Source organism: Sporosarcina sp. Y352 (genome assembly GCF_056786535.1).
The window spans coordinates 1-910 of record NZ_JBXCJE010000040.1 but is presented as its reverse complement, the minus strand read 5'-3'; the positions used below and the strand labels follow the sequence as shown (position 1 = coordinate 910).

At 43.1% G+C, this 910-nt stretch carries 2 tRNA genes and 2 rRNA genes; all 4 read right to left on the bottom strand.

Annotation, left to right across the window (positions count from 1 at the left end):
• Window positions 1-120: ribosomal RNA gene (locus AC1TO6_RS21120) — 23S ribosomal RNA — on the bottom strand; the annotation flags it as partial.
• Between the two features lie 282 nt (window positions 121-402).
• A tRNA-Ala gene (locus AC1TO6_RS21115) sits at window positions 403-478 on the bottom strand.
• 84 nt (window positions 479-562) lie between these two features.
• Window positions 563-639 (bottom strand) — tRNA-Ile (locus AC1TO6_RS21110).
• Window positions 640-835: 196 nt separating this feature from the next.
• Window positions 836-910: ribosomal RNA gene (locus tag AC1TO6_RS21105) — 16S ribosomal RNA — on the bottom strand; the annotation flags it as partial.

Below are 910 nucleotides of genomic sequence, written 5' to 3'. Positions count from 1 at the left end.
CATTCGGAAATCTCCGGATCAAAGCTTACTTACAGCTCCCCGGAGCATATCGGTGTTAGTGCCGTCCTTCTTAGGCTCCTAGTGCCAAGGCATCCGCCATGCGCCCTTTCTAACTTAACCTTTCGGTTTTTGATCAGCTTGCGCGTCTCAAATTCCTCTTTGGTGAATTCTTCTTTACAGCGATGTATGTCAGAATTCTTAAAGGCATTGCATGAATAAATCATTTGCATGATCTATTCCAAAGGAATAAATTCCTCTGCGTTGATTACTTGATTTGTTGCTATCAATGTCGTTTCATTCAGTTTTCAAAGAACAAGTTTCATTATGGTAGCTTCTTTTAGCGATAAACCTGCTAAAAAAATGGTTGCTTCTTTAAGCGGTGTAGCTGCTTAAAAAGCTTATTGGTGGAGCCTAGCGGGATCGAACCGCTGACCTCCTGCGTGCAAGGCAGGCGCTCTCCCAGCTGAGCTAAGGCCCCGAAATATAGGGTTAGTCATTTAAGCGGTGAAACTGCTTAAGAATGGTAACTTCTTTAAACGAAAAGTCCGTTTAAAAAGCTTAATGGTGGGCCTAAGTGGACTCGAACCACCGACCTCACGCTTATCAGGCGTGCGCTCTAACCAGCTGAGCTATAGGCCCATTCCAGGATATAAATATGAAGTTTAATAGTAACTGCTTTAAACAGTAAAAATAACTGCTTAAAGGTTCTAATGAACCTTCAAAACTGAACGCAAAACATCAATAAGACTTTTCAGCGCGCTTTGCGCTGATTGAATCAACCAAGAATGGTTGACCTGAGGAAGAATAATCTTCCTCATTCCGTAATAATCCTTAGAAAGGAGGTGATCCAGCCGCACCTTCCGATACGGCTACCTTGTTACGACTTCACCCCAATCATCTGTCCCACCTT